Below are 22,673 nucleotides of genomic sequence, written 5' to 3' on the forward strand. Positions count from 1 at the left end.
TTGAAAGACTAAAATAAGTTATTACTAGGGGAAACCCTAGTTTTTTGTTACAATAGAGAGTGAATAAGTCAAGGAGTAAGATATGACATTATCAGTTGTAGTCCCATGTTTTAATGAAGAAGAATCAATTCCATTGTTTTATAGGGAGATGGAGCGTGTTCGGATGGAGATGGGAGAAAAGTTTGAATATATTTTTATAAACGACGGTTCATCCGATCGAACACTATCTGTTCTTCGAGAGTTGCATCTTAAAGATTCAAATGTGCATTATCTTTCTTTTTCTCGTAATTTTGGAAAAGAAGCAGCATTGTATGCAGGACTTGAGCGTGCCAAGGGTGAATATGTAACTGTTATGGATGTGGATCTTCAGGATCCTCCTGAACTATTGATCGAAATGAAAAAGAAGTTGGATGAACAGCCAGATTTGGACTGCGTCGGAACCCGACGCGTAACTCGGGTAGGTGAACCCCCGATTCGTTCTTTCTTTGCACGCATGTTTTATAAATTGATCAATCATATTAGCCAAGTAGAAATGGTCGACGGGGCGCGTGATTTCCGTTTGATGCGTCGCCAAATGGTTGATGCGATACTTGAACTATCTGAGTACAATCGATTTTCTAAGGGGATTTTCGCCTGGGTTGGATTTGAGACGGTATACTTAGAATATAAGAATGTAGAGCGTGTGGCAGGAGAGACTTCTTGGAATTTTTGGTCCCTTTTCAAATACTCTATTGAAGGGATTGTAAACTTTTCGGATGCTCCACTAAACATTGCCTTTATCGGTGGACTCCTATCCTGGCTCTCAGCCTTTATCATGGTGATTTTGATTGTAATTCGTACTTTAGTCTTTGGGGATCCAACTTCTGGATGGCCATCATTAATGACTGTGATTCTCTTCCTAGGAGGATTCCAATTATTGACCATTGGGATTCTAGGGAAATATATCGGTAAAATCTTCATGGAAACCAAGAAACGTCCTATTTACGTCATAAAAGAGAAAAGTGAAGAATGAAAAATATCATTAGTTTGAAAGTTTCTATCAAGCAAAAAATAGATACATTTTACGAGGGAGTTGATCAACTCCTAGAAAGAATATATCAGTTTGATTTGATAAAAGTGATACGCAGTCATATCGACCAATTTGTCAATACTTTCAATCAAATCAGCAATAAGATGATCTATTTATTATTAACAACGTATTCGGTCATCTTTACCTTTGTATCTTTTAATCTAATCAATTTTCAAAGTCGCTCATATGACTACGTGTTTCATTTAACTCGAATTGTCGGCTTAGCAGAATCGATTGAACACTGGGATTTACTCCCTAATCTGAATTTTTTATTTGCATTTGGAACGGGCTACGCTTCACCAATGTTTTATGGCAATTGGCAGTTCTATCCATCTGCCATTGTTTATATGATGACTAACGATGGGAATTTTGCTTATTCTATATTTGCATTTTTGATCACTCTTGGTACAAGCCTAGCAAGTTATATTGTTGTTTCAAAAATATTAAAAAACAAGATAACTGGGTTGGTAGTGGCTTTAACAATACCGTGTTACTACACCTTATTTGGTTTTGGAATGACCATGGTAATGCCACTGGTCCCAATTCTTATTTATTCTCTTTATCGTGTGCTCTACCTAAATAAAAAGAACCCACTCTATTTAGGGATTGTAGTAGCGCTTTTAATCCAAACTCATATCTTATCTACTATCATACTTGCCATTTCTTCCGCAGTATTTTTATTATTAAATTATAAAAAATTGACACTTGATAAGGTAGTCTCCTTTGTGATTTCAATCTTATTTGCTTTATTTTTGTCAGCAGGCTACATTTTTCAATATCTTGAACAGGTTTCATCGCAAAAGTTTTTCTTCACCTGGATAGCGAGGAGTTTTCCTGTGAATGTGAAAGATACTTTTTTTGTTCCATTCCCATTTCAGGCAGATAGATATGGTTTTTATAAACCCTTTACACCATTAGAGTGGCCAATCCATCAGTTTATAAGAGATGGACTATTTTATACGAGTATAATCGTGTTCTTATTCTATCGTCGGCTAGGAAGTTTAAGTAAGACCATATTTTGGTCCTGCTGGATTTTATATTTTTCTGCGACGAGTCTTCTACCTTGGAATTCGATATTGAAATATACTTTTTTAGGTAGTATGCAGTATTCAGGACGTCTATTATTTTTCATTCCACTTTTTTTCCTGTTTTTTCTTGCCTTTACAAATAGAAATGGTTTCTTTTCTATCGTCTTATGTATCTTGAGTCTATCTTTCTATTTCAATCAAGTTATCCCTCAATTTGATTCATCCTCAAAAAATTATAAGCAGATGCGTGAGGATAACATTAAAAATGAGAAGTTACTAAAATCTGTTTACAAAGGAGACAAATCGAAATATATCGATCCTGTAGGTGATGAATACTACAACCTTGATATTAATAATCAAGATGTACGCTTGCCTCAATTTACAGAATTTAATACTGAAAAAGGCGTAAAAATATCAAATATTAAAAAGAAATACAACATTTTAGAATTTGATATAATGCTTTCTGATGATATAAATGAAAGTACCATTTCGGTACCGCTTATTTGGTACAAAGGATACCGTGCGGAGTATTCTAAGGGTGCTGAAGGTTCGCAACCTATGCTGGGCCAGCGTGCTTTTACTGAATCGGAGTTAAAACAAAATAAAAAATCTCGTAGACCAGCTGTTCCTGAAAAAGCATTAAATAATGGAAAAATTCATCTATCAATTAGAAAATCAGGTCATGTAAAAGTTTCATATCATAAGACATTTCTTCAGTATCTTGGTTACTTTATTGAATGGATTTCCTGGATATTTGTGTTCTTAATTTTCAAGAAAAAGCACTCAAAAAATAGGGAACAATTCCCATCCTAAAAAGCAGAAAACTTCTGCTTTTTTTGCTATAATGAAAGGGAAAAAGCATTTGAAAGGATATTACTATGATTTTAATTACAGGTGCAAATGGTCAACTTGGAACGGAGCTTCGCCATTTGTTAGATGAACGAAATGAAGAATATGTAGCTGTTGATGTAGCTGAAATGGACATCACAAATGCAGAGAAAGTAGACGAGGTATTTGCGCAAGTGAAGCCAACTCTAGTCTATCACTGTGCTGCCTATACAGCCGTTGATGCTGCTGAAGATGAAGGGAAAGAGTTGGACTATGCTATTAACGTGACTGGTACGGAAAATGTAGCGAAGGCATCTGAAAAACATGGGGCAACCCTAGTCTATATTTCTACGGACTATGTGTTTGATGGGAATAAGCCAGTTGGACAAGAATGGGAAGTAGACGATCAACCAAATCCCCAAACAGAGTACGGTCGTACAAAACGCATGGGAGAAGAATTGGTTGAGAAGCATGTTTCGAACTTCTACATCATCCGTACAGCTTGGGTCTTTGGAAATTATGGTAAAAACTTCGTCTTTACGATGCAAAACCTAGCGAAGACTCACAAGACTTTGACAGTTGTTAATGACCAACATGGTCGTCCAACCTGGACACGTACTCTTGCAGAATTTATGACCTATTTGGCTGAAAATCGTAAAGAATATGGTTATTACCACTTGTCTAACGATGCGAAAGAAGATACAACTTGGTATGACTTTGCAGTTGAAATCCTCAAAGATACGGATGTTGAAGTGAAACCAGTGGATTCTAGCCAATTCCCAGCTAAGGCAAAACGTCCCCTTAACTCAACGATGAGCTTGGCTAAGGCTAAGGCTACAGGGTTCGTCATTCCAACTTGGCAAGATGCCTTGAAAGAGTTTTACAAACAAGAAGTGAAATAATTAAAATGAAAAGATGGTGATTTGCCATCTTTTCATTTGCTAATATGATAGGGAGAGTTATGAAAGAGAGAAAATTAAATATAGATATACTTAAATGTATTGCAATCGTATTTGTCGTAGGAGTGCATTTTTTCCTCCATACTAATTATTATGGTCGGTTCTTTTCTTTTAAAAGTATTTTTTTGTCATCTTTTATTTGGATGATTTTGATGACCTGTGTTCCTTTATTTATCATGACTACAGGCTATTTAATGAAAGATAAGACCTATAGTGAAACCTACTTTATAAAACTACTTCCAGTAATTGGAATTTATGCTCTCGCGGCAGCAGTTTATACTTTCTTTGATATGAGAGTTGTCAATGAAGAATATTTTGCGAAGTTATTTGAAAATATTTTTTCCTTTAGTCACTATGCATGGTATGTTAACCTATATATTGGCTTATACCTATTAATCCCTTTCTTGAATGCAGGTTTCAATTCGTTAACTAGCCGTAAGAATCAAGTTGTAGTTTTAGCTATTTTAGTTTTACTAACTATTGTTCCACCTACTCTTTCATTGTTGAACCACAATGAACAAAATTTTTTGATTTTACCGCACCTCATTCCAGATTATTGGAAAGGGCTCTGGCCTATCACATACTATCTTCTTGGAGCTTTTCTCGCTTCATCAAATAAGAAGTTGAGTTTCAAGGAACTTGTTATTGTTATTTTCATTCTAGACGTTTTAAGTGTTTTTGGGTTAGCAGCAATATCTGAAACTAGTTTCGGAATCGAATATAGAATTCTTCCGGTATTCCTATTGTCTAGTTTAATCTTTTATTCAGTTATACACTTAAAAGTCTCTATAAAAAATGAGTGGTTGAAAAGAGTTATTCTATTTATCTCAAAGAACACTCTTCCAATTTACTTACTATCTGTGATTGGAGATTATTATTGGTATCCTAAAATAGTTGATAAATGGGGGGATTTTACATACATCTTACCGAAATTTCCTTTGATTGTAATATTTTTGTTGATACAAGCTATCTTGATGACTTTCATTTTAACTATACTACTAAAATTTATTAAAACAATAATTTTGAAATTTGCTAAGTAAATGGCTTGTTGAATGAATACATCTTATTGAGTTATTCATATTAAATCAAGATTATGATAGCGACCCTCAAGGGTCGCTTTTCTGTTTGAATTAGGCAAAAAGCCTAGAAAATGGTATAATTGAATAGACTGTAAATTGGTAGAAAGGGAATATTATGCAACACGTTTTTATTATCGGAAGTCGTGGGCTTCCGGCTCAATATGGCGGTTTTGAGACTTTTGTGGACCAATTGGTCTCCCATCAAGTGTCTTCGGAAATCCAGTACCATGTTGCTTGCCTTTCTAATGATCAAGCCTATCATCATTTTGACTACAAAGGTGTCGATTGTTTTACCATTAAAGCGCCTAAGCTTGGGCCAGCTCGCGTCATTGCCTATGATATGATGGCCATCAACTATGCCTTGAAGCTTATTAAGAAACAAGGAATTAAAAAACCTATTTTTTATGTCTTAGGCAATACAATCGGAGCCTTTGTGGCGCCTTTTGCGCGTAAGATCCATAAGATGGGTGGACGATTCTATATCAACCCAGATGGACTAGAGTGGAAGCGGGCCAAGTGGGCTAAACCGATCCAAGCCTATCTCAAGTATTCTGAAAAGATCATGACGCGCCACGCTGACTTGGTAATTTCAGACAACCCAGGTATTGAGTCCTATATCAAGGAAGCCTATCCTTGGTCCAAGACGACTTATATTGCCTATGGGACGGACTTATCTCCGACCAACCTGACCAGTCAGGATAGGAAGGTCAGAGAACTCTATCACAAGTGGCAGACACAAGAGAAGAACTATTACTTGATCTTGGGTCGCTTTGTCCCAGAAAATAATTATGAGACTGCCATTCGTGAATTTATGGCCTCTTCCAGCAAGCGGGATTTGGTGATCATTTGTAATCATGAAGGCAATCCCTATTTTGAAGAACTCCGTGCTCGAACAGGATTCGATCAGGATCCTCGCGTTAAGTTTGTAGGAACGGTCTATGATCAAGACCTTTTGAAGTATATCCGTAAAGAAGCCTTTGCTTATATCCATGGTCATGAAGTGGGCGGAACCAATCCGGGTCTCTTAGAGGCTCTTGCTCACACGGATCTGAATTTAGTTTTAGGAGTCTCCTTTAACCAAACGGTTGCCAAGGACACAGCTCAATATTGGACCAAAGAAGCTGGGAATTTGGCGCATTTGATCAACCAGGTTGATTCTTTAGAAGATGTATCTGAATGGGGTCAACGTGCCAAGGCCAATATGAAGCAAAACTTTACCTGGGAAAAAATTGTAGGTGAGTACGAGGAATTATTCTTATCATGAAAGTAAATATCTTGTTGTCCACCTATAATGGTGAACAGTATCTAAAAGAGCAGGTCAAAAGTATCCAAGACCAGACTTATCAGGATTGGCAACTCTTGATCCGAGATGATGGGTCAACCGACGGTACGGTGGAGATCATTCGAGAGTTGGTAGCCCAGGATGAGCGCATTCGCTTTATCAATCAAGGTGCTATCGAAAATCTTGGTGTCATAAAGAGCTTCCACGCCCTCTTGAAATATGAAAAAGCAGATCTTTATTGCTTCAGTGACCAAGATGATGTTTGGCTTCCTGAAAAAATTGCTCTTCAAGTAGCAGAAGCCGAGAAGCACCCTCAAGAAGTGCCTTTGCTGGTCTACACAGATTTAAAAGTGGTCGATGAAAACTTGAACGTGCAGCATGAGAGCATGATTCGCACCCAGTCAGATCATGCCAATACAGAACTGATTCAAGAGCTGACAGAAAACACAGTAACTGGTGGGGTAGCCATGATTAACCACGCGTTGGCTGACTTATGGACAGGCCAAGAAAAACATGCGCTTCTCATGCATGATTGGTATTTAGCATTACTAGCAACTGCCTTTGGAAAGTTGATCTATATCGATCAGCCGACAGAATTGTACCGGCAGCACAGTAGCAATGTTCTGGGTGCTCGTACACTTAGAAAACGGGTTAAAAACTGGGTTCGCCCTCATATTCTTTTTGCTAAATATTGGAATCTCATCGAGTCCAGTCAAGAACAAGCAAAAAATTTATTGGATCTGCCAGTCAGTCCCCAAAATAAAGAAATTATTGAAAACTTTGTGACCATCATGGACGTTCCACTAAAAGAACGTTTGAGACGGATTCGTCAGTATGGTTATCGGAAGAACCGGGCTTTTCACACCTTTGTGTTTACCAGCTTGATTCTGACAAAGTTTGCATATCGAGGTAAAAAATAATGTTTGACGTTTTTAGTCAGAAAAATCGAATTTTATTACGAGAATTAATTAAAACAGACTTTAAATTACGCTACCAAGGATCAGCGATCGGTTATCTTTGGTCGATTTTAAAGCCCTTGATGACCTTTACAATCATGTATGTCGTCTTCATCCGCTTCTTACGTTTGGGTGGAGATGTGCCCCATTTCCCAGTTGCCCTCTTATTGGCCAATGTAATCTGGGGCTTTTTCTCAGAAGCAACATCTATGGGGATGGTGTCGATTGTTAGTCGAGGCGACTTGCTGCGAAAATTGAACTTCTCCAAACACATCATTGTCTTGTCTGCGATTTCAGGAGCAGCCATTAACTTTGTCATTAACCTTATTGTTGTTTTGATTTTTTCATTCTTTAATGGGGTGACATTCTCTTGGACAGCTTTGATGGTGATTCCGCTATTCTTTGAGTTGTTCTTGATGGCGACAGGATGTGCATTGATCTTAGCGACATTTTTTGTTCGTTTCCGTGACCTAGGTCAAGTCTGGGAAGTACTTTTACAAGCCGGCTTGTATGCGACGCCAATTATCTATCCGATTACCTTTATTGCAGACCGCAATCCATGGGCGGCTAAGTTGGTCATGATGAATCCCTTGGCTCAAATTATTCAAGACATGCGGTATTTCTTGATTGATAAGGCCAACACCCCTGTCTGGCTTTTGGTGGAAAATAAGTTCTTGGTTCTGATTCCTTATGTTTTACCAATTCTTATTTTTGTCGCTGGCTTTGCTTACTTTAACAAACATGCTAAGAAATTTGCGGAGATTCTCTAATGACAGATAAACAAATTGCAGTAAAAGTAGACCATGTCAGCAAGTACTTTAAGTTGCCAACAGAAGCAACCAATAGTCTTCGAACTGCCCTGGTCAATCGCTTCAAAGGCATTAAAGGCTATAAAGAACAACACGTTCTCAAGGATATTTCTTTTGAAGTTGAAAAGGGAGACTTTTTCGGGATCTTAGGTCGAAATGGTTCTGGGAAATCAACCCTCTTGAAAATTATTTCTGAAATCTATGTACCGGAAAAAGGTACTGTCACTATCGATGGGAAATTGGTGTCTTTTATTGAGCTTGGAGTGGGCTTTAACCCAGAATTGACAGGTCGGGAAAATGTCTATATGAATGGAGCCATGCTGGGCTTTTCAACAGCTGAGATTGATGCCATGTATGATGACATCGTAGACTTTGCCGAGTTGCATGAATTCATGAACCAGAAACTCAAGAACTACTCATCAGGGATGCAGGTTCGTTTAGCCTTTTCGGTTGCCATTAAGGCTCAAGGCGATATCTTGATTTTGGATGAAGTCCTTGCGGTAGGAGATGAAGCCTTCCAACGCAAGTGTAACGATTACTTCCAAGAACGCAAAAAATCAGGAAAAACTACTATCCTTGTTACCCATGATATGGGGGCCGTCAAGAAATATTGTAACAAGGCTGTTTTGATTGAAAATGGATTGGTGAAGGCTTTAGGCAGTCCAGAAAATGTTGCCAATCAGTACAGTTTTGATAATACAGCTCCTTTGCAACAGGGAGGAGAAGCTAATGGAGCAGGTAATTCCAACCAGGAAGAACAAGTCTTGGTTGAAAATTTTCAGCTTCAGTTGTTAAGTTCCAACAAGTTACGCCCCCAAGATACGATTCACTTCCAAATTGATTTTGATGTGCGTGAAGATATTCAAACCTATATCGCTCTCTCTTTAACTGATATCGATCGGAATATTTGGATCTACAATGATAATTCTATGGATCAGCTGATGAGTGGGGCTGGACATAAAACAGTTCACTACACTTGTTCCCTTCCAACAGTGAATGACTTGAAAATGAAATTAGAAGTGACAGTAAGGGATGCTGAAGGGCAGATGCTGGCCTTTTCAGATGCTACGCAAACCCCACTAATCTTTATCAATCGAGATGATATAGCTTTGGATGATAAATCAGCAATGGATGCAGCAAGTGGCTTAATCCAACGCAATGGAACATGGTCAATAACTGACTAGACTGAGGGAGATATGGAAACGACGCCTTTTGTTTCGATAATTTGTACAGTTTTTAATAAAGAACCCTGGCTAAAGAAGACAATTGACAGCTTCTTGGCCCAACAAACAGAGTTTTCTTTTGAGATTATTTTAGTGGATGATGCCTCAACTGATGGATCTCGCTCTATTATTCAGGACTATCAAGCAAACTACCCTAATCTAATTCGGGCTTTTTATCAGGATGAAAATCAGGGAATCGCCAAAACCTGGGTCTCTATCTGTAAAGAAGCGCGTGGGAAGTACATTGCCCGCTGTGACGGAGATGATTTTTGGTTGGAGCCTTTAAAACTGCAGAAACAGGTTGACTTATTAGAAAGTAAACCGGATTGCAAATGGTCCAATACTGATTTTGATATCTATGATGAGCGTGGTAATTTTGTTTCTAAGGCTGGCTTTGCTAATCATACGATTCCATTAGCAGATACCTACGAAAAAATGCTTGCGACTAGAGGCTTTACCATGGCCTCTACATGGCTAGTAGATAGAGATCTGATGCTAGAAGTCAATCAAGAGCTAGATCTTACGACATCAGACGATACCTTTAATCTACAACTGGAACTCTTTCAACGGACTTCTTTAGCGTATCTGGATGAAGCAACGGTTGCCTATACTATCAACCAAGGATCGGATTCTCGTCCTTGTGATTTTAGAAAATTGGAACGTCGCTTCCATAAGCTACTGCAAACTCAATTAGCCTATCTTGATAAATATCCAAATGCAGATTTTAAAGAGATGACAAAAATTCTCTTAGATCGTACTAATACTTATGAGATTCGCTTGTCTAAACCAATGGACTCCCTTTCACATATTGGGATGGAATCTGTTACGATTTATTTGGGAGATGAAGAAAACACCTATTCGGAAGATCGTACCTTGACCAAACTGCTTCAAAAAGAAGATTGCCTGACAATCGAAATTCCGAAAGGAACATCAGTCATTCGAGTGGATCTTTCGGAACGTCCAAGTTATTATTCTGATGTTGAATTGAAAGATTCGTCAGGTAAGGTTTGTTCAGCTGTTTATAGTAATGGCGTTGTTGTTGATAATTTGTATTTGTTTAGCGAACCGGATCCTCAATTGATTTATGAAGTTGAAGAAGAAGGGGTGTATCAACTGAGCTATAAAATGATTTCTATAGATAATCCCTCTGCACCGGATTATATCGGAAAAGTTTTTGCTGCCGAAATGTTAGATTGTCAAAATAGTTTGAAAAATCTTGAGGCAGAGTTACAAGCTACGAAAGAAGCATATAATACAGTCATCCATTCACGCCGTTGGACCATTCCAACAAAGATCTTGAAATTCTTAAGAATAAGGAAATAATATGCAACGTTTACTTTTATATGTTCACTACAATAAGTTTAATTTTATTAGTGGGCATGTACTCTACCAATTAGAAAAAATTCGTCCCTTGTATTCACGGGTGGTCTTTATCTCTAATAGTCAGCTACCAGAAGATGTGAAGGATCATTTGTCTTCCCAACAGTTGGTGGATGATATTCTTGAGCGCCAAAATAGTGGCTTTGACTTCGCTGCTTGGCGGGATGGAATGAAGAAAGTCGGCTTTGATCAACTGTCTCACTTTGATTCTGTTACCCTCATGAATGATACCTGCTTTGGACCGCTTTGGGATTTAGAATCAATTTATCAGCAGTTTGAAAATGACCCTGAAGTAGATTTTTGGGGGATGACCAATTATCGGAAAGACAAGGATTTTAACGAGCATATTCAAAGTTATTATCTTAGCTTTAAAAAACAGGTTATTGAATCAAGTACTTTCCATGAGTTTTGGCAGGGCGTTCAAGACTTTACCAATGTCCAAGATGTGATCGATAACTACGAGACTAAGGTCACAACGAATTTCTTGGATGCTGGTTTTCGCTATAAAACTGTCTTTAATACCATCCATGAAGATACAACGGGGATGCTCTATCCAGACTTTTCTTACTACAATCCTACAGCGATTCTCAAACATAAGGTTCCTTTCATCAAAGTCAAAACCATTGCGAACAATGAAGGAATCATGCCTTATATTTTTGATGAATTGGAGCGTGTATCGAACTATCCATTGGATTTGATTCTTAACCACATGTCTATGATTGACCGTCCGGACTATCCTTATCTCTTATCCCGTAAGTATTTGAAGGATCAAGACTTAGGAGACACATTTGATAAAAAAGTTGCGGTTCATCTCCATGTCTTTTATGTGGACCTCTTAGAAGAATTTCTAGATGCTTTCCAAGCTTTTCATTTTGACTTTGATCTATGGATTACGACAGATGTAGAAGAGAAGAAGCAGGCTATTGAGGAGATTCTTTCTAATCGGGCCCAAGTTGCGACAGTCGTGGTGACTGGAAACATTGGACGAGATGTGTTACCAATGTTGCTCTTAAAAGAGCAACTCTCTCACTATGATTATGTCGGCCATTTTCATACCAAGAAATCCAAAGAAGCAGATTTCTGGGCTGGTGAATCTTGGCGGAAAGAATTGATTGATATGTTGGTTAAACCGGCAGATCAAATCCTTGCCAATATGGAGGCCAATCCAAAAGTTGGAATCACCATCGCAGATATTCCAACCTTCTTCCGATACAATCGAATAGTGGTTGCCTGGAATGAAGCTCTCATTTCACCAGAGATGAACAAGCTCTGGCAACGGATGGGAGCGACCAAGACTATTGATTTCAAAAATCTCAATACTTTTGTTATGAGCTATGGCACCTTTGTTTGGTTTAAGTATGATGCTTTGAAACCACTCTTTGATTTGAATTTGACAGCAGCAGATGTTCCAGCTGAACCTCTTCCTCAAAATTCAATCCTTCATGCGATTGAACGCTTATTAGTCTACATTGCCTGGGATCAAAAATATGACTTTAGGATCTCCCAAAATCCACACGTTCTCACACCATTTATCGATAATAAGCAGTTGAACAATCGAGAGGATCTCCAACCACATACCTTCGTGGACTTTAATCAAATTGGTGGGATTAAAGGAGCCTTAAAGTATATCGTGATCGGGCCAGCAAGAGCTGTGAAATATATAGTGAAAAGAATAGTTAAGAAAGTGAAATAATGAAACGGAAAAAGAAGTTTAATTTTTATACGTTTTTAAATAACTTGAAATCCAAAATTTCAAGGACTCAATTTTATTATGTAATCACCTTTGTCTTATTTTTCTTTTTTAATTTTTATTTAGCGCAAAATAATTTAGCCATACATAACAAAGCGACAGGGACTGTACTTAAGTACGTCAACTATTTGGGAATATTGTTTGGAATTAGTTTTTTATTGTTAATTGTATTAATGTCACATTTTAACTTTAAGAAATGGTTTCCTCTGAAATTACTGATTAGTTACTTAATTTATAATGTACTTTCTTATATTACAGAAATTTCTCTGTTTCTAAATAATCCCAAATATAAGGTTTGGAACTTTCAAAAAAATCCTTTTTTTAGAACGGATTCCTTTGTAGTTATTGGTACCCTATTTTTATTAACAATGATGCTTGTTCTGTATAGGTATCATTCGGATGGATTATTTTCTAGAAAAAAGAATTTAGAAGAAATAAAAGATAACTATCAATACATTATACTGTCACAGATTTTGATAACATTTATCGTAACGGATAAGAATTTTTCGTTATTAATATACAGAACAGATAATTTTTTGTATAAAGCATTAGAAATTGGTAAATATTCTGCTCAACAGTTTTGGATGACAAATGAATTTTTAATGCTTGCTTTTCCGATTCTTTCCATATTTGGTTTTTTCTATACGAAAGGCCAAAGAGATTTCGTGAAAAATAAACCCAGTTTATCATTAGCATTTTTCTCAAGTGTAACTATTGCAATCGTTCTAAATTATTTCTTCCAATTTAGTTTAGGAAGAACAGAACCATTTTTAGGAATACATTATACAATCCCAGATGCGATCTTGTTCCAAATTTTAGTGTTGACAGCTATAATCTTCTTTGTTTATATTGCTATCAACCAGTATTGGATAGCCTCTTGTTTGATTTTACTGGTATCTGTATCTTTTGTCATTGCGAATTTTATCAAATTTGGAATGAGAAATGAGCCAGTATTGCCGAGTGATCTAACATGGTTAACAAAGCCAGCTACCTTACTCGGTTTTGTTGATGCTTCTCAAATACTATATACAATTGGTGGATTAGTAGCAATTGTGGTTCTTTCTCTTCTTGGAATGAGGTACTTTTTCAAAGGAAAAATTATTTCTTCTTGGAAAGCACAAGTTCTACTTGTATTATCAATGTTTCTCTTATTTATAAACGTAGCATCTGTTTTTTCTGATAAAGAAAATGGGAAAATTAAATCGAATGTTCCGATTATAAGCACCCTCAATAATTATCAAGACATCGATTGGTTAGGGAATACCTCCAATGCTCGCTATAAAGGACTTACATATGTTTGGATGAACCAATTGACGACGGAAGTTATTCAGAAGCCTGAAGGTTATTCAAAAGATCGTATAGCTAAGATTGAAGCGAAGTACAATGAATTAGCGAATGGTATAAATAAGGAGAGACAAAACTATTTGAATGATCAGACGGTTATTTACGTCTTAAGCGAAAGTTTTTCAGATCCGAGAAAAATTGAAGGAGTTGAATTAACTCAAAATCCAATTCCTAATATTGAGAACGTTATGCGTAACCACACGAGTGGCCAAATGCAATCAGATGGCTATGGTGGTGGAACTGCCAATATGGAATTTCAAACATTGACGGGGCTACCTTTTTATAATATTTCTCAAACAGTATCTGTTTTGTATACAGAAGTATTTCCAAAAATTCATAATGTTCCCTCAATTAGTAATTCTTATGAAACGAATAACAAGATCGCGATCCATCTCGCTGGGAAGTCAAATTATTCGAGAGATATCGTCTATTCTCGATTAGATTTTAAGGATTTTATTACGACGGATACAAAGGGAATCAAATATAGAAAAGAAGGGATTAGTCCAAGTGACGAATCTACCTACGATTTAGTACTAGAAAATATAACTCCTCAAAAGGGACAATTCTTTTCAGTAATGACTATGCAGAATCACTCACCTTGGTTAGAAGCTAATCCAGAAACTTTGGATGCAAAAGGAAATGGATTTAGCGACGAGGAGAACTCTAAACTAACCTTCTACAGTCGTCTACTATACCAAACTGATAGCGCCACCCAAGATTTCCTAGAAAAGCTATCCAAAATCGATAAAAAGATTACAGTTGTTTTTTACGGAGATCATTTGCCTGGTTTGTATCCAGAATCTGCCTTTAAGAACTATCCAGAAGGTCAATACCAAACAGACTACTTTATTTGGAGTAATTTCGATGCTCCTAAATTAGACTATCCTTTAGTCAACTCGAGTGATTTCTCTGCTATGGTCTTTGAACAGACCAACTCTAAAGTCTCACCTTACTATGCTCTCTTGACGGAAGTGTTGAAGAAAGCAAGTGTTGACAAAAAAGCTTTAGAAGGAGAAGCGTTGGAAATCGCTGAGGATCTCAAAATGGTTGAATATGATTTGATTAGTGGCAAAGGCTATTTATCAAAAGATTTCTTCAAAGTACCTACTGCCAAAAATTGATTCATGCTTACAAATTTCCTACCGTTTTGATCAGGTTATTTGATAACTTAAATTATTAAAAATAGAACAGGCTTTCCTGTTCTATTTTTGTTGATTTTATGCTAAACTAGTAGGAGGGGGTTCCGCATATGATTAAGATTTTTGGGAAAATCCGATACCATTGGCAGCCTGATTTATCCATGCTGATTACCTATTGGTCATTATCGGTTATACCCGTCTTTATTGGACTAGCTCTAATGTATGAGAGTTCCAGTATCCCGACGGTGGTACTCTTTTCATTCTTTCTCTTTATGGCCTTGCTGGCTGTAGGAGTGCATCGCTATTTTACGATCTACGATGATGGGATTTTACGGATTATCACGGCGAATCCATTAACTCCTATAAAAGTTCCGATTTCATCGATTGAAAAAGTGGAAGTTACAAAGAATTCCATCAAGTTAATTTTCAACGATGGATCAAGAAGTCGGACCTTCTGTATGCGTAAGTGGCCCAAAAAATACTTTATCAATGCCTTAGCCTTGAATGATCATTTTAAGGGTGAGATTGAGTTGACAGATAACTTTATCCATGTGGACTATTATCAACTCTACTATGCAGATAATGAAAAAAGCTCTTAATCTTTGATAAGAGCTCGGGTTGGACAATTTTTAACTGCTTCTTGGATAGAAGCATCGGTAGGAAATTCCTTTTCCAATCGTTCATCCTCAGAGGCGAACTTAACGATGCCATTATCGTGATAGTCAAAAATGTCCGAATATGTTTGGCAAAGGCCACATGCGATACAACGTTCAGGTATTAAGGTTATTTTCATATCTATATTGTAATGATTTTAACAGGAAAACACAAGGAGGAAGTTATGCCGAAAGAGCCATGGGAAGAAGAAATTTATGATGACGGAGAAGAAACATTGAAACGAACAAACAAATTAAATGGGATAAAAGCTGATCGCTTGTTGACCATCTTGGCGATTATTTTCTTTATTATTATTGTAGCGATGGTCTGCTTCTTAGTTTACCTTTCTACAGGTGGAAGCGATAAGAAGAAACAAATGAGCGGTTTCTACAATGGTGAAACAACAGTCGTTGCAGCAAGCAGTGCTCCAGCTGCAGAAAAGACAGAAGAAGCAAGTGCAGAAGAATCTGAAGAAGGTACGATTACAGTCCTAGCTGGTGAAGGAGAAGCAGCAATTGCGGCGCGTGCTGGCATTTCGATCGCCGAATTAGAGCAACTGAATCCATCTCACATGTCTACTGGATCATGGTATGCAAATCCAGGAGATGTCGTCAAGATTAAATAAAGGATAAGCTATGAAACAGATTCAAATCGCGATTGATGGCCCTGCATCTAGCGGGAAGTCAACTGTTGCTAAGATTATTGCTAAAAATTTAGGCTACACTTATCTCGATACGGGTGCCATGTATCGCGCAGCGACCTATCTGGCTCTTCGTCATGATCTGACCGAAGCAGATGTTGACCAGTTGGTTGATTTGCTGAACCAATATCCTGTGAGCTTTGGGCGCTCTGAAGACGGGCAACAATTAGTCTTCGTAGCTGATGTCGATGTGACTCATCCAATTCGTGACAATGAAGTGACCAATAATGTCTCTTGGGTATCTGCCTTGGCTCCTGTCCGTGAGCGCTTGGTAGCTCAGCAACAACAGATTGCTGCTCAAGGTGGGATCGTCATGGACGGTCGTGATATTGGGACGGTTGTCTTACCAGATGCAGAATTGAAGATTTTCCTAGTGGCTTCTGTAGAAGAACGTGCAGAACGTCGCTATAAGGAAAATTTGAGCAAGGGCATTGAAACAGATTTAGAAGTATTGAAAAAAGAAATTGCTGAGCGGGACTACAAAGACAGTCACCGAGAGGTTTCGCCATTGAAACCAGCAGACGATGCCATTCATTTTGATACGACTGGTGTCGGGATTGATCAAGTGGTTGCATTTATTGAAGAAAAAGCAAAAAAAATCCTTGACAATCCATCATAAACTTGATATCATATAAAAGTTGAGAAAAGCAGAAGTGAGAACTTCTCGCCTTGCGACTAACGTTGTCTGGCCCCTACGGATCAAGTTTCAGAAATGAACTATAATCATGTAGTGCGGGTTTGCGTTAGCAAGTCCGCTCTTGTTTTTCTCTAAAATAAAAAAAGAGGTGAAAACCATAGCAAAGCAAGACTTATTCATCAATGATGAAATTCGTGTACGTGAAGTTCGCTTAATCGGTCTTGAGGGCGAACAATTGGGTATCAAACCACTTGGTGAAGCGCAAGCACTTGCGGACGACGCTAATGTGGACTTGGTTCTCATTCAACCTCAAGCTAAACCTCCTGTTGCGAAAATTATGGACTACGGTAAGTTCAAATTTGAGTACCAGAAGAAACAAAAAGAACAACGCAAAAAACAAAGCGTTGTGACCGTGAAAGAAGTTCGTTTGAGCCCAGTTATCGACAAGGGTGATTTCGATACAAAACTTCGCAATGCTCGCAAGTTCCTTGAAAAAGGGAACAAAGTGAAGGTTTCCATTCGCTTTAAGGGTCGTATGATCACCCATAAAGAGATTGGGGCAAAAGTTTTAGCCGACTTCGCTGAAGCAACTCAAGATATTGCTATCATCGAACAACGTGCTAAAATGGATGGTCGTCAAATGTTCATGCAGTTGGCACCAGCAACTGACAAGAAATAATCTGTCAGAAAGTTAAAAAAAGGAGAAAATATCATGCCAAAACAAAAAACACACCGCGCATCAGCTAAACGTTTCAAACGTACAGGTTCTGGTGGACTTAAACGTTTCCGTGCTTACACTTCTCACCGTTTCCACGGAAAAACTAAGAAACAACGTCGTCATCTTCGTAAAGCATCTATGGTGCATGCAGGAGATTTCAAACGTATCAAAGCAATGCTTACTCGCTTGAAATAATCGCGTATTTGTAAGTAAAGAATTCTAGGAAATATTGGAGGAAATATAAATGGCACGTGTAAAAGGTGGCGTTGTATCACGCAAACGTCGTAAACGTATTCTTAAATTAGCTAAAGGTTACTATGGAGCTAAACACATCTTGTTCCGTACTGCAAAAGAACAAGTAATGAACTCTTACTACTATGCATACCGTGACCGTCGTCAAAAGAAACGTGACTTCCGCAAATTGTGGATCACACGTATCAATGCGGCAGCTCGTATGAACGGACTTTCATACTCACAATTGATGCATGGTTTGAAATTGGCTGAGATCGAAGTTAACCGTAAAATGCTTGCTGACTTGGCTGTTAACGATGCAGCAGCTTTCACAGCTCTTGCAGATGCAGCTAAAGCAAAACTTGGTAAATAATTAATAAAGAGATCCGCATGGATCTCTTTTTCTTTGAGTGAAGGAATCGGCTGTGACAGTGTCATCTTTTTTTCTTGCTGATTTCGTGCTATAATGAAAAAAATTTAGAATGTTCATGAAGGAGGACAAGACTGTGGGACATAAACGATTAGCTTGGGATGAGTATTTTGCAGCACAGGCTTTGTTAATATCAAATCGAGCAACTTGTAAGCGGGCCAAGGTGGGTGCTGTATTGGTCAAGGATCATAAGGTGGTTGCGACGGGTTACAATGGCTCTGTCTCTGGTACGGAGCATTGCTTGGATCATGACTGCCTCATGGTGGAGGGACACTGTGTTCGGACCCTCCATGCAGAGGTCAATGCCATTTTACAGGGAGCGGAACGGGGGATTCCCAAAGGTTTCACAGCCTATGTAACCCATTTCCCCTGCCTCAATTGTACCAAGCAGCTGCTTCAAGTTGGCTGCAAGCGGGTGGTTTATATCCATCAATACCGTATTGATGAGTATGCTGAGTACCTCTACCGTGAAAAAGAAGTAGAACTAGTCCACCTCCCATTGGACGTTGTGAAAGAAGCCATTGCAGAGGCAGACTTTATTTAAAAATGGATTGCTGTCTCACTACCTACAATTAAATTGAAAGCTTATTTTTGAGATCACGCTTCACTGATTCGTCTAGAGGGAGGAGATTGTGATGAACCGTAAAATTTGCTACCTCATTCTCTTACTAGTCTATGTTCTTGGGGCTCTTTTTCAAGTATTTATGCTCTTATCCAGAGAGCCTGGAAACGGAGAGAATCCCCCTATTATCTGGTTGTCAATCATTCAGATTCTATTATGGCTGGCTGTGGCCACTACAGATCCTCTCTTTCTGTTTAGCCATCGATATCCTACTGGGTGCTTTCTTTTGGGTGAAACGACCAAAGGATACTAGGGAAAATAGTTTTTGACAAGAAAAAAGGCTCTATCATTGCGATAGAGTCTTTATTTGTTATTTCACTTCGCCACCTTCAACAACGAGGTCATCTGCTTTTGCAGCATCTCCGTAGGTTGGGTGAAGAGTTTTCTCGTAAGCTTTGTGGAAGAAGTTTTCTTTTCCAAGCTTTTGAATGTCATCGTTAATGAAATCGAGGAGTTCTTTGTTCCCTTTTTGAACCGCTGGTGCGATAGTATCTGGATCACCAAGTGAAGTAATTCCAACTTCGTATCCTTTGTTTTCAAGAGCCCAAGCAAGTACTTCTGTGTTGTCTGTTGAGAAGGCATCACCACGTCCATCTAGGAGAGCTTGATAGGCATCGCTGTATTGGTCATATTTTTGAAGTTTTACTTCTGGATGGTTCTTTTCGAAGTAGGTTTCAGCAGTAGTTCCCTTGGTTACGATCAAGGTTTTTCCTTCCAATTGTTTCACATCTGTGATGACCTTATCTTTAGGAGACACCACACCGAGTGAAACCTTCATGTAAGGAAGGGCGAAGTCTACTTGTTTCTTCCGCTCATCAGTTACGGTGAAGTTGGCTAATGTGATATCCACTTTATTGGAGATCAAGTATTCCGCACGGTTAGCCGCATCCACTGATACATATTTCGGTTTGACACCAAGGTCTTTAGCTAATTGGTTTCCTAGTTCGATATCGTAACCTTGGTAGGATCCATCATTATCAACATAACCAAAAGGTTTTTTGTCTCCAAAGACTGCGATACGAAGCTCGCCACTTTTCTTGATTTCTTCAATAGTACGTGCTTTAGAGCCGGTAGAAGAAGATGATGACTTGCTAGAGCCACATGCAGTGATAAAGAGCAAAGCGAGAGCGAAGGTAAAAAGAACTAAAATTGGTTTAATGAATTTCATAAAAATCTCCTTTATAGATATGAGCCAAATTGGCTAAAGTCAAATACATTTAAAAATTCTTGTGCTCGTTGGGTTTGTGGGTTGGTAAAGAAGGAGTGAGCACTTCCTTCTTCGGCAATTTTGCCCTGATCCAAGAAAATGATTCGATCGGCAATAGCTTGTGCGAACTGTAACTCGTGGGTCACCAGAATCATGGTCCGTCCTTCTTGAGCCAGGTCGTTGATGAGTTCTAGGACTTCCCGCACCATCTCAGGGTCTAGAGAGGCTGTCACCTCATCGAAGAGGATAATTTCTGGATGCATGAGGAGGGAGCGGACGATGGCTACCCGTTGCTTCTGTCCACCAGACAACTGCCTTGCGTAGCTATGTTTCTTCTCCAAGAGACCGACCCGTTCCAGTAACTCTTCTGCTTCCTTGATGACTTCCTCTTTAGCTCGTCCTTGAGCTTTTGTAGGACCAAGAATCAAGTTTTGGAGGACGTCTAAATGGGGGAAGAGTTCATAACTTTGGAAGACCATCCCAATCTTTTGGCGGACCAGGTGGAAGTCTTTTTGGTTTTTTGTAATGGATTGACCATCCAAGAGGATATCGCCAGCTTGGATAGTTTCTAAGCCATTGATACAACGAAGGAGGGTACTCTTACCACAACCAGAAGGTCCCAAGATCACCACGACCTCCCCTTTTTGAACCTTGAGGGAAAGCCCTTGGAGGATAGGAGTGTCTCCAAAGGATTTTTTTAGGTCCTTGATTTCTAAAATGGTTTCAGACATATTAATTCCTCCAGTGGTTTTCTAACAGTCCTGCTAATTTGGAAATAGGGAAGCAGACAATAAAGTACAAGACTAAAATGGTTCCATAAATCCAAAAAGAAGCGGTTGGGATGGTCAGGCGGTTGCTATCGATGATTTGTTGGCCGACCTTGGTAACTTCTACAACCCCGATGAGGACCACTAAGGAGGTTGTCTTTATCATACGGGTAATCAGGTTAATAGCTTGCGGAAGCAAGCGTCTGAGAACCTGTGGGATGATGATGTAGCGGTATAGTTGGACCTTGCTTAATCCTAAGGCTTGTCCACTTTCAAACTGGTGTTTTGGAAGAGAAGTGATGGCCCCTCGGACTAAATCTCCCATCTCAGCCGTTCCCCAAAGGGTAAAGACGATAATGGCTGAACTTTCACCGGAAATGTTTATGTTGAAATTGCGGGCCAAACCAAAGTATACGATAAAGAGCAAGACCAACTGGGGCATAATCCGGATAAATTCCAGATAAAAGCGAGTGAGCAGACGAATGACTTTTGAATGGGAAGTCATCACGATTCCGAGTAAAGTTCCAAGGATCATGGATAGGAAGACAGAGATAATGGAAATTCCAATGGTCACGCCCAAGCCTTGGAGTATCCGAAGGAGATTATTTCCCTGAAAGAGTACTTGGATTCCCGAATCCTGCATGGCGTAATCTCCTTTCTATCCAACTAAAGAGAAGTGAAATCGGTAGCAAGAGAAGTAGATAGGCAATGACCAACATGGTCAGGGCGATATCTGTCTCGTAATAGAGTCCGATCAAATCTTTTGCGACATACATGAGGTCAGCTAAAGCGACTACAGAGAATACAGAGGTCTCTTTAATCAGGAAAATGACATTGGCACTAAAGGAAGGCAGAGCCACTGCGGTCGCTTGCGGTAGAATCACATAGCGAAAGACCTGTCTGGGTGTTAGTCCAATGGAGAGACCGATTTCATGCTGGGTTTGGCTGACAGCTTCTAGACCGCTTCGGAAGGACTCAGCCATATAGGAACCACCTAAAAAGATGAGACCAATCGTTGCACAGACTTCTGAAGAAAGGACGATTCCTATCCTTGGCAATCCAAAGTAGAGGAAGAAGAGCTGAATCAAGAGCGGTGTATTTCGAGAAAGTTCGATGTAACAGCCAGCTAGTTGACTTAAAATCGGTAGACGATAATGTCGGATGATACTGACAATCAATCCTAAAAGAAATGAACCTAAAATCCCCCATACAGCAATGTGGAAGGTCAAGATAAATGCCTGCTGATAGAGTGGAAAGTATTGTTCAACAATTGACCAATCCAAAAATGATTTCCTCCTCTCTAATGAGCAAGGAAAAAAGAAATGCTACCTTACTGATTAGAAAATAATACTGTCACATTGTAACACGAAAAAAAACATTTGAATAATATGGAAAATTTATCAAGCTGATAGATAAAATTTATCACTCATCATAGCCGATGCAATAGATTATCAAATGGGGTATAAATAGAAGATAGGGCGTAAAATCCTATCTTTTTTATATAGCGAGAAAACATGGAGGAAGCGGTTACAAATTGTGGTATAATGAGAGGTAATAAATCAATTTATACTTTACTTTGAAAGTGGAGTGAAATAAATGTCTAGAAATAAATGGTATCCGAGCTAATTTATTTTGTAACCTATCTTTATATTTCGACTGTTTGGATAGCAGGTAATGAAAATGGATCGGGTACGATGATGTTCTTCGATTAGAAAAGAGCATACCAGGTATCCAATCCTTCCATTACAGTTTATCTCAGTTTGTTTGGTCATCGACATTTTACTAGGAGCAATTCTATGGGATAAAAGGATAAAATAAAGAATAAAGAGAACTTGTAGTTTAGATAGGCTAAAGCTTCCTC

Annotated in this window: 24 protein-coding genes and 1 other annotated feature; of the genes, 19 read left to right on the forward strand and 5 right to left on the reverse strand. The window is 38.6% G+C overall.

The window, feature by feature from the left end:
- Positions 1–82 precede the first annotated feature (82 nt).
- The 12 genes from QM873_RS04395 (at position 83) to QM873_RS04450 (ending at position 15,445) form a co-directional block, all read left to right on the forward strand.
- Positions 83–1,012, forward strand: coding sequence for a glycosyltransferase family 2 protein (locus QM873_RS04395; RefSeq protein ID WP_129821960.1), 930 nt, complete (start codon positions 83–85; stop codon positions 1,010–1,012).
- Complete coding sequence (locus tag QM873_RS04400) at positions 1,009–2,910, forward strand: hypothetical protein (RefSeq protein WP_154853260.1); 1,902 nt, start codon at positions 1,009–1,011, stop codon at positions 2,908–2,910. Before QM873_RS04395 ends, QM873_RS04400 begins: the two co-directional genes overlap by 4 nt.
- A 65-nt stretch (positions 2,911–2,975) precedes the next feature.
- Positions 2,976–3,827 carry a dTDP-4-dehydrorhamnose reductase gene (rfbD, locus tag QM873_RS04405; RefSeq protein WP_129821962.1) on the forward strand — a complete coding sequence of 284 codons (852 nt, stop codon included), beginning with the start codon at positions 2,976–2,978 and terminating at the stop codon, positions 3,825–3,827.
- Between the two features lie 59 nt (positions 3,828–3,886).
- Positions 3,887–4,924: an acyltransferase family protein gene (locus QM873_RS04410; RefSeq protein ID WP_414278883.1), complete on the forward strand. Its 1,038-nt coding sequence runs from the start codon at positions 3,887–3,889 to the stop codon at positions 4,922–4,924.
- 154 nt (positions 4,925–5,078) lie between these two features.
- On the forward strand, positions 5,079–6,227 hold the full coding sequence (gene cps2T / locus QM873_RS04415) for a beta 1-4 rhamnosyltransferase Cps2T (RefSeq protein WP_414278884.1): 1,149 nt from the start codon (positions 5,079–5,081) through the stop codon (positions 6,225–6,227).
- The gene (locus QM873_RS04420; protein ID WP_414278885.1) at positions 6,224–7,165 is read left to right on the forward strand and encodes a glycosyltransferase family 2 protein; all 942 of its coding nucleotides are present in this window, start codon (positions 6,224–6,226) and stop codon (positions 7,163–7,165) included. Before cps2T ends, QM873_RS04420 begins: the two co-directional genes overlap by 4 nt.
- Entirely contained in the window at positions 7,165–7,971 is an 807-nt protein-coding gene (locus tag QM873_RS04425) for an ABC transporter permease (RefSeq protein ID WP_048716888.1), read from the forward strand. The genes QM873_RS04420 and QM873_RS04425 overlap by 1 nt, the downstream gene beginning before the upstream one ends.
- Positions 7,971–9,194 (forward strand): ABC transporter ATP-binding protein, encoded by a 1,224-nt coding sequence (locus tag QM873_RS04430; RefSeq protein ID WP_414278886.1) that lies wholly within the window; start codon positions 7,971–7,973, stop codon positions 9,192–9,194. Before QM873_RS04425 ends, QM873_RS04430 begins: the two co-directional genes overlap by 1 nt.
- Positions 9,195–9,206: 12 nt before the next feature.
- Positions 9,207–10,556 carry a glycosyltransferase family 2 protein gene (locus QM873_RS04435; RefSeq protein ID WP_414278887.1) on the forward strand — a complete coding sequence of 450 codons (1,350 nt, stop codon included), beginning with the start codon at positions 9,207–9,209 and terminating at the stop codon, positions 10,554–10,556.
- A gap of 1 nt (position 10,557) precedes the next feature.
- On the forward strand, positions 10,558–12,306 hold the full coding sequence (locus QM873_RS04440; protein ID WP_414278888.1) for a rhamnan synthesis F family protein: 1,749 nt from the start codon (positions 10,558–10,560) through the stop codon (positions 12,304–12,306).
- The gene (locus QM873_RS04445; protein WP_414278889.1) at positions 12,306–14,828 is read left to right on the forward strand and encodes an LTA synthase family protein; all 2,523 of its coding nucleotides are present in this window, start codon (positions 12,306–12,308) and stop codon (positions 14,826–14,828) included. Before QM873_RS04440 ends, QM873_RS04445 begins: the two co-directional genes overlap by 1 nt.
- A 128-nt stretch (positions 14,829–14,956) precedes the next feature.
- Positions 14,957–15,445 carry an EbsA family protein gene (locus QM873_RS04450; RefSeq protein WP_006596041.1) on the forward strand — a complete coding sequence of 163 codons (489 nt, stop codon included), beginning with the start codon at positions 14,957–14,959 and terminating at the stop codon, positions 15,443–15,445.
- On the opposite strand, the gene QM873_RS04455 is transcribed toward QM873_RS04450, so the two are convergent.
- On the reverse strand, positions 15,442–15,639 hold the full coding sequence (locus QM873_RS04455) for a ferredoxin (protein ID WP_006596042.1): 198 nt from the start codon (positions 15,637–15,639) through the stop codon (positions 15,442–15,444). The genes QM873_RS04450 and QM873_RS04455 overlap by 4 nt on opposite strands.
- A gap of 45 nt (positions 15,640–15,684) precedes the next feature.
- Here QM873_RS04455 and QM873_RS04460 point away from each other — a divergent pair, with 45 nt between their 5' ends.
- From QM873_RS04460 to QM873_RS04490, 7 genes are all read left to right on the forward strand, one after another.
- Positions 15,685–16,125: an SAG1386/EF1546 family surface-associated protein gene (locus QM873_RS04460; protein ID WP_129821971.1), complete on the forward strand. Its 441-nt coding sequence runs from the start codon at positions 15,685–15,687 to the stop codon at positions 16,123–16,125.
- 10 nt (positions 16,126–16,135) lie between these two features.
- On the forward strand, positions 16,136–16,819 hold the full coding sequence (cmk, locus tag QM873_RS04465; RefSeq protein WP_195347923.1) for a (d)CMP kinase: 684 nt from the start codon (positions 16,136–16,138) through the stop codon (positions 16,817–16,819).
- Between the two features lie 20 nt (positions 16,820–16,839).
- Positions 16,840–16,970, forward strand: a sequence feature (ribosomal protein L20 leader region).
- Positions 16,971–16,985: 15 nt separating this feature from the next.
- A complete protein-coding gene (gene infC / locus QM873_RS04470) occupies positions 16,986–17,516 on the forward strand; it encodes a translation initiation factor IF-3 (RefSeq protein WP_006597373.1) in 531 nt (176 codons plus the stop codon).
- A gap of 33 nt (positions 17,517–17,549) precedes the next feature.
- A complete protein-coding gene (gene rpmI / locus QM873_RS04475) occupies positions 17,550–17,750 on the forward strand; it encodes a 50S ribosomal protein L35 (protein ID WP_003003453.1) in 201 nt (66 codons plus the stop codon).
- Between the two features lie 49 nt (positions 17,751–17,799).
- Positions 17,800–18,159 carry a 50S ribosomal protein L20 gene (gene rplT / locus QM873_RS04480; RefSeq protein ID WP_000124834.1) on the forward strand — a complete coding sequence of 120 codons (360 nt, stop codon included), beginning with the start codon at positions 17,800–17,802 and terminating at the stop codon, positions 18,157–18,159.
- Between the two features lie 133 nt (positions 18,160–18,292).
- Positions 18,293–18,760, forward strand: coding sequence for a deoxycytidylate deaminase (locus QM873_RS04485; protein WP_129821973.1), 468 nt, complete (start codon positions 18,293–18,295; stop codon positions 18,758–18,760).
- A 91-nt stretch (positions 18,761–18,851) separates the two neighbouring features.
- Complete coding sequence (locus QM873_RS04490; protein WP_154853257.1) at positions 18,852–19,091, forward strand: hypothetical protein; 240 nt, start codon at positions 18,852–18,854, stop codon at positions 19,089–19,091.
- A 57-nt stretch (positions 19,092–19,148) separates the two neighbouring features.
- Here QM873_RS04490 and QM873_RS04495 read toward each other — a convergent pair whose 3' ends face one another.
- From QM873_RS04495 to QM873_RS04510, 4 genes are read right to left on the reverse strand one after another with little or no spacing between them, the layout of a single operon-like run.
- Positions 19,149–20,006 carry a cysteine ABC transporter substrate-binding protein gene (locus QM873_RS04495; protein ID WP_006596048.1) on the reverse strand — a complete coding sequence of 286 codons (858 nt, stop codon included), beginning with the start codon at positions 20,004–20,006 and terminating at the stop codon, positions 19,149–19,151.
- An 11-nt stretch (positions 20,007–20,017) separates the two neighbouring features.
- Positions 20,018–20,776 carry an amino acid ABC transporter ATP-binding protein gene (locus tag QM873_RS04500; RefSeq protein ID WP_129269452.1) on the reverse strand — a complete coding sequence of 253 codons (759 nt, stop codon included), beginning with the start codon at positions 20,774–20,776 and terminating at the stop codon, positions 20,018–20,020.
- Between the two features lies 1 nt (position 20,777).
- Positions 20,778–21,455, reverse strand: a complete 678-nt coding sequence (locus tag QM873_RS04505; protein WP_048716919.1) for an amino acid ABC transporter permease — start codon at positions 21,453–21,455, stop codon at positions 20,778–20,780.
- Entirely contained in the window at positions 21,415–22,095 is a 681-nt protein-coding gene (locus QM873_RS04510) for an amino acid ABC transporter permease (RefSeq protein WP_411399852.1), read from the reverse strand. Before QM873_RS04510 ends, QM873_RS04505 begins: the two co-directional genes overlap by 41 nt.
- Positions 22,096–22,673: the final 578 nt, after the last annotated feature.

This window comes from Streptococcus australis, from assembly GCF_047463015.1.
GTDB classification, from domain to species: domain Bacteria; phylum Bacillota; class Bacilli; order Lactobacillales; family Streptococcaceae; genus Streptococcus; species Streptococcus australis_F.